Source organism: Saccharomonospora sp. (assembly GCF_027317685.1).
Taxonomy (GTDB): Bacteria; Actinomycetota; Actinomycetes; order Mycobacteriales; family Pseudonocardiaceae; genus Saccharomonospora.
Window position 1 is genome coordinate 1 of record NZ_DAHVQP010000072.1, and the last position, 6,524, is coordinate 6,524.

Here is a 6,524-nt window from a genome sequence, read left to right on the forward strand (position 1 = left end):
ACTCAGGACCGGATGTGAATCGATCATCGCCGCGATCCTGCTGGAGACCGTGGGGAGAACGGCGGCGTTCACGGCCGGGAAGAGTTCGGCCTGGGTGCCGCCGACGCCGAGGACGAGCAGCAGTCCGAAGGCGGGATCGCGTTTGAGACCGACGAGAACTTCGATGCCGTCGGTCATTCGCTGAACGAGGATCCGAGGTGCGGCCAGCTCGTTGCGCTTGGCGATGTCAGCGAGCCGGCCGAACTGGACCTCCAACTGTTCGGCATCGGTGATCCCGATCGCCACCCCGCCCTGGTCCGTCTTGTGACTCAGCGCCGGCGAGTCCAGCTTGATGGCCAGCGGATAGCCGACTTCCGCGGCGAGCTTCTTGACTTCGCGCAGGTCCAAGCCCTCGGACAGCGCGCCGGGGGCGCACGGCAGGCCGGCGGAGGCCAAGGCCGCCAGGGTCCTGCCGGCGGTCCACGTCGTGGTGTCGTGACCAGGGGACTGGGGCTGATCAGCTGGACGGGTGGAAAGCAGCTCCAACACCTCGGATGCTGCGGTGACGTCCCGCTGGTCTTGGCGGAATCTCGCCCCGGCCTCGGCAGCATGGACCGCCCGAGCCGGGTCGGGGAAGGCGCTGATCCGAGCCCGCGCCAGGACTTCAGCCACCTCGGCGCTCATCCCGACCCAGCCGACGTACAGCTCCTGAGGGATCTCGGCACGTACCGCCGCCAGAGCTTCGGCCACGCCGAGGGCGAGCGATCCTCCTGCGCCGCTGGCGATGAGCAACGTATCGAACGTGGAATCCGCGGCCGCTGCGCGCAGGATCGACGGCAGCATGTCCGGCTGGGCCCACGTCCCGGTGACGTCGACCGGATTCTGGAGCCCGTACTGACCCGAGATCGTTTCGATCTCCTGCCGAAGGTCGCCGGACAGCGGAGGGAGGCTCCATCCCAGGTTGCTGAGGTGATCGGCCGTGTAGGCTCCGGCGCCTCCGGACGTGGTGACGACCAGGGCCCGCCGGGTGTGCGCGCGGTCCTTGCGCGGCAGGGCCTGATCGACCATCGCGGTCGCGACGTCGTAGAGCCGCTCGAAACTCGAGACCCGCACGATGCCGGTTTCGCCGGCGACTGCCTCGAACGCCGTCTCAACTCCGGCCAGCCGGCCGGTATGCGTGTGTACCGCCTCGCGACCCGCGGCGGACACCCCGACCTGCAGCATGATCACCGGTTTGCCCAGCGTGCGGGCCCGCAGCGCAGCTCGGCGGAACCGTGCGCCGTCGGTGACTCCTTCGACGAAGAGCAGGACCACCTGCGTTTCAGGGTCTTCCACGACCTGCTCGAACAACGCCTCCAGCGACAGCGCCGCTTCGTCACCGGTGCTGATGAGCCAGCTGTAACCGATCTCGCTGTGCCTGAGCAGTTGCAGCAGGTACGAGATGGACGAGCCGCTCTGCGAGATCATGGCCAGCGGGCCGGGCCGCAGCCCGCCGCCATGTGCCCCTGAAGCGAAGCTGCCGTTGACCATCGCCGTGCCACAGAGCACACCCATCGAATTGGGCCCGATCACCTGCATCGGGTAGCGGCGGGCTACGTCGCGGACCAGTTGTTCGAAGTGTTCGCGGGCGGCCTCACCGCCGGACTCCCGGGTCAGCACGACGCACGTCTTGACGCCGAGCTCACCGGCCTCGACCAGGACGTCGATCACCGCCGCGGGTGGAATGGCGACGATGACGAGGTCCGGTGGTTCCGGGATGTCCGACAGCCTGGCGAAGGCGTCGGCCCCCATGACCTGCTGGCCGTGGTAGCGGGGGTTCACCGCGTAGACCGTCAAGTCGCCGGCGGAGTCGACGAGATTGCGCATCACCCGCGCGCCGTAGTAATTCTTTCCGCCGAGCTCGGATGCACCCACCACCGCTACGCTGCGCGGCGCGACCAGTTTTTCCGCTTCACTCATCGAGTACGCTCCCCTAGCGGCCGAGTAGTTCCATGATCAGGTCGTAGTTCTCAGCCGAATCGTGGACGTCGGGCACGTACATTTCGTCGGGGTTCTCGAGCGCGCTCGGAATGTCCAAGACCGAGTGCCCTTGCCTGTCGCCGGCAATGGCCTCCTGGCCCTCTTCGCTCATCGCATAGTCGAAGAACACTCGGGCGGCGTTCGGGTGCGGAGCATCTGCGGCCACAAAAGTCGTGTTCAAGAACGTCGGGGCAGGTTCGAGCATGACGTAGTCCAGTGGTGCCCCGTTCTTTTTCAGATCCTCGGCTTTGTGGGTGAAGGCGGTCCCGATCGCGGATTCGCCGGCGGCTATGCTTTCGGCCAGCGAGTTCGCGTTGTCCCACACCCGCGGATCCAACTCGGTGAGATCGGTGATGAAATCCTCGCCGAACTCTTCCAAGAACAGCTGGTACAGGTTGGTGTGCGAATTGGTGTCAGGACGTGGTTCGAAGATCGCCAGCTGACCACTCCACCGGCTGTCGTTCAGCTCTTCCCACGTCGTCGGCACGTCGTCGGGGTCGACCAGATCGGTGTTGTAGGCCACGCAGAGCACGGTGGGCGTCAGCAACATGGTGCCGTCCTTCCAGTACTCCGGATCCCAGTTCTCGGCGTTCGGGACGGTGACGTCGGTGGCCACGATCCCCCTGTCCAGGGCATCTTCCAGCCACAACGGGGCGGCTAGGTCAACAACATCAGCAACCCACGAGTTGGCCGCCAGGTCGTTCTCCATCCGCTCGATGAGCGTGGTGGATCCGCCGGTCGAGCGATAAACTTCGACGTCGATCTCCGGGTATTTCTCGCTGAATCCTTCGCTCAGGTGGTCGATGATGTCTTGACCGATCGAGAAATAGAGTTGAACGGATCCTTCTTCTTTCGCTGCCTCGACCACGGCGTCCCAGTCGTCGGGAACTTCGGCGGCGGTGGTCTCACTGGTCGAGTCGTCGCCGCCACAGGCCGTCAGCGTCAATCCGAAAACAAGTGCGGTGGCGGCCAGTAAGCGAGATTTCGGTGTTCCTGCTCGGCGATACTTCATCGTACACCTCCAAGGCGGCGTGCTTTCGCCGCCCTATTCAGCAGACAATTCATGGGTGCCCGGCATGACGTCCGGGCTTGATTCAGCGCGCGCCCCCGTGATTGCCGACGCGCTGTACAACGAGCGTCAGAATGGCTGACAAGACGAGAACGATCATGCTGACCGCGGCCAATTGCGGAACCGATCCGTTGCTCCACAGATCGAGGATCACGACCGAGACCACGGGCGTGGAAGGACTGGCCACCAGGACCGATGCCGACAGTTCACGCGACATCAAGACGAACAGGAACAGCCATCCTCCGGCGACGATGGGTCCGATCAGCGGGATGGCGATGCGCCGGAACGTGGTCAACCAGGACGCGCCACAGACGTACGAGGCTTCGTCCATCTCTGGGCTGACTTGGTGGAACGCGGCTGTGGCCGTTCGGGTGCCCTGTGGCAGGTGGTGTGCCACGTAGGCGATCAACAGCAGGATGTTGCTGCCGTACAACGCGATCGGGGGTCCGAGGTAGATCATCAACAGGCCCGCACCCAGCACCGTGGCAGGGATCGCGGACGGGAACATGGCGAGATAGTCCAGGGCGCCGCGGCCCCTCAACCGACTGCGGACCACCGTGTAGGCGATCAGGACCGACAACAGCATTCCGACGGTGGCGCCGATGACGCTGAGTCGGCCGCTGTTGAGCATGGACTCGGTGGCCAGGTTGTAGCCGTCCGTCACCCACGCGAAGTTGTCGAGGGTCAAGCCCTCCAAGCTGAGTGTCGAGCTCCAGTGCCGGCGCAGCGAGACGTTCAGCAGCGCGAAGGCAGGAAGAATGACGGTGATCAGGACGTAGAGAGCGATGCCGACGAACAGTGGCCACCGCCAGGGGCCGAGCGACAGCCGGGTACGGCGTAGCCCCTTGCCGCTCATGGTGACGAATCGTGAGCTGCGCCGCAGCAACCGGCGCTGATACCACAGCACCCCCATGGTGACGGCGACCATCAGGGAACTCAGCACAGCGGCGGAGTCCAGCTGCCGGGGGTAGCTGCGCAGCATGTCGTAGATCAACGTCGTGTAGACGTCGACGTTTCCGGTTTTCCCGATGATGGCGGGAATGGAGAACTGGGCCAGGGCTGTGATGAACGCCAGCATGGCGCCGGCCATGATCGCCGGACGCAGGAGGGGGACGGTGATCCGGGTCAGGACCGTCAGGGTCGGAACGCCCGCGGTTCGGGCTGCTTCCTCATACGCGCCGTCATACTGCTGGAACGCATTGGCGATCATGAGATAGACGTACGGGGTGATGTAGATGCCGACCACCCACGTCACGCCCCACACGTTGTAGATGTTCACCGGGCCGACCGCGCCCCCGGTGACCGTGCGGAGGAATTCGTTGATCAGGCCGACCTCCGGCGCCAGCAGGAGAACCCACGCAACCGCGCCGACCACGGGTGGAAAGAACAGCGGCATCACCGGAACAATGGTGAGCACCCGGGCGAACGGAATGTCGGTCCGTGACACCAGCCACGCGAGCACGACGCCAGAAACGACCGCAATGGTGGTCGCTCCGATGACCACGATCGCCGTATTGATGGACGCCGACATCACACCTGGCGAGCTCAATGTTTCTTGGTACCAGCGGAGGGTGAATCCCGACCCGGAATCGTAGATGCTGTTACCGAAGATTCCGACGCTGGGTGCGACCACCGAAAAGACGATGAAACCGGCGACGACAAAGAACACGATGATCGGCCACCGGTGTGACCCCAGGCGTGTTCTCAACGATGTGGTCGTGCTGATGTCCGGTGCTTTGACTTCGGACACAATGGCTTTTCTCCTTCCGTGGCTCGGGTGTTCACCCGCTAGCGGGCAAGCGTGAAGGGACCATCGGACACCACCTCCAGACAACGTTGTCCCGAAGTACAGCACGGTCTCACTGATCCGTCAACCCTTGTGCAGAAATCGCGTCTACCTCGATGGATGCGTTGCAGGGCCTGGGTGGACGCGGTCGAGGGCCCGAGAAGACGTCAGCGATGTGGGCCGTGTCTTCGGTCGGCTTGATTGGTGCGCCGAAACTCGGCGATCGACCGTGCAGAGTTCTTGACAACGTGACAATGCTCTTCGATTATGGGGACCCTCTCGAGGTGCAGCATCGCTTTGGAGAAACGCCTATGATCGAACGATTCAGACGCCCACGCTTGGCCGCCGAGGTCGAGCACGACATTGTGTACAGAAACGATGGCGAGTTCTGTGGAATGCCGTTTCTGTTCGGGTTGTGGAAGACCCGGGACGGGTCATTGCTGACGGCGTTCCGGCGGGCGGCGGTCAACTACGGTAATGCTGACGACATTCATCACGACAACCTCATGGTGTCGCGCGGCAAAGTCGTGTCGTTGCGGTCGTTCGACAACGGGTCGTCGTGGGACAAGGAAAGCATGAACGAGGTCTTCGACCTCGCCACGAGTCCGGAACAGATCGCCGATTCCGGCCCTGCGGATTACTCCGGGGAAGGACCGGTCGACTTCGAGGATGACGACGTCCTGATCGCCAGCGGTGGAGTTCCGGCGATCTTCGTGCCGAACTCGCGTCCGTGGCTGCGGATCTCCACTGACGGTGGCCGAACCTGGCGACGCCCGATCCTGCTGCCGATGACCGGGCTCGGTTCGCTGTCCGGCCAGGGCTCAGCGGTCGTGCGCCCGGACGGCATGTGCCTGGTGGCGTTGACGTCCGTGACGCCCGACGGATGGACGCGTCGGCCGTTGCTCTACGCCAGCCCAGACGGCGTCCAGTGGAACTTCCTGTCGTTCATGACACCGATCACCGACGATGGACAAGCCGTCAGCGACAAGACCGGGTCGCCGCGGTTCGGCGCCCACCGGTACTTCTATCCACGGCCACTGGCGTTGCGCAGCGGCCGTCTCGTCGCGACGCTTCGGTGCCAGCGTGATCCCACCGGGGTGTTGTGGACGGAACTGTTCGAGAGCATGGACGGCGGCCGCACCTGGCAGTTTCTCTCGCGCGTCAACGACTGGGGAGCACCCGGCGACATCTGTGAGCTTCACGACGGGCGCATCGTCTGCGTGTACGGCTACCGGTTGCCGCCCTACGGCGTTCGCTACCGGGTCAGTGACGACGGCGGCCGAACCTGGGGTTCGGAAGTGATCCTGCGTGATGACGGCGGCAGCTGGGATCTGGGTTATCCGCGGGTGCTGGAGGTGGCGCCCGGCACGTGCCTGGCCGTCTACTACTTCAATCGGAAAGACGATCCCATCCAGGTGAACGGCGGCGTGCGGCACATCGCCCAGTCGGTGTTCACACCGGAGTGATCAGCGCGATGCCGGCCGGTGTGCGCCGAAGTGGTGCACCCCCGACGGCGTCACTGCGGCCGCGACCGGCACGTCGTGCGGCTCGCGGGGGACCGGGATGTCGAGCACCTCGCCGTCGTGCAGGACCACGCAGGTGAACGCGCGGCCGGCCCGCCCGGCCAGCACCCGGTCGTACGATCCGCCGCCGCGGCCCAGTCGGCCGCCG

5 protein-coding genes are annotated in these 6,524 nt (G+C 64.7%); 1 reads left to right on the top strand and 4 read right to left on the bottom strand.

Features of this window, described 5'->3' with window-relative positions; genetic code table 11:
- The 3 genes from M7H19_RS08550 to M7H19_RS08560 form a co-directional block, all read right to left on the bottom strand.
- A partial coding sequence (locus M7H19_RS08550; protein ID WP_298179288.1) for an acetate--CoA ligase family protein occupies positions 1–1,938 on the bottom strand: 1,938 nt, incomplete at its 3' end.
- A gap of 13 nt (positions 1,939–1,951) precedes the next feature.
- Positions 1,952–3,010: an extracellular solute-binding protein gene (locus M7H19_RS08555; RefSeq protein ID WP_298179291.1), complete on the bottom strand. Its 1,059-nt coding sequence runs from the start codon at positions 3,008–3,010 to the stop codon at positions 1,952–1,954.
- A gap of 82 nt (positions 3,011–3,092) precedes the next feature.
- On the bottom strand, positions 3,093–4,598 hold the full coding sequence (locus tag M7H19_RS08560; protein ID WP_298179294.1) for an iron ABC transporter permease: 1,506 nt from the start codon (positions 4,596–4,598) through the stop codon (positions 3,093–3,095).
- 566 nt (positions 4,599–5,164) lie between these two features.
- Here M7H19_RS08560 and M7H19_RS08565 point away from each other — a divergent pair.
- Positions 5,165–6,319, top strand: coding sequence for a sialidase family protein (locus tag M7H19_RS08565; protein WP_298179297.1), 1,155 nt, complete (start codon positions 5,165–5,167; stop codon positions 6,317–6,319).
- Here the strand turns inward: M7H19_RS08565 and M7H19_RS08570 are convergent.
- The coding region (locus M7H19_RS08570; protein WP_298179300.1) for a 5-formyltetrahydrofolate cyclo-ligase at positions 6,320–6,524 on the bottom strand (205 nt) is incomplete at its 5' end.

What these genes read in the sequence shown, in the direction of transcription:
- M7H19_RS08560 (WP_298179294.1), bottom strand. Translation starts at nt 4,598, where the DNA reads ATGTCGGCGTCCATCAATACGGCGATCGTGGTCATCGGAGCGACCACC.
- M7H19_RS08565 (WP_298179297.1), top strand. Translation starts at nt 5,165, where the DNA reads ATGATCGAACGATTCAGACGCCCACGCTTGGCCGCCGAGGTCGAGCAC.
- M7H19_RS08555 (WP_298179291.1), bottom strand. Translation starts at nt 3,010, where the DNA reads ATGAAGTATCGCCGAGCAGGAACACCGAAATCTCGCTTACTGGCCGCC.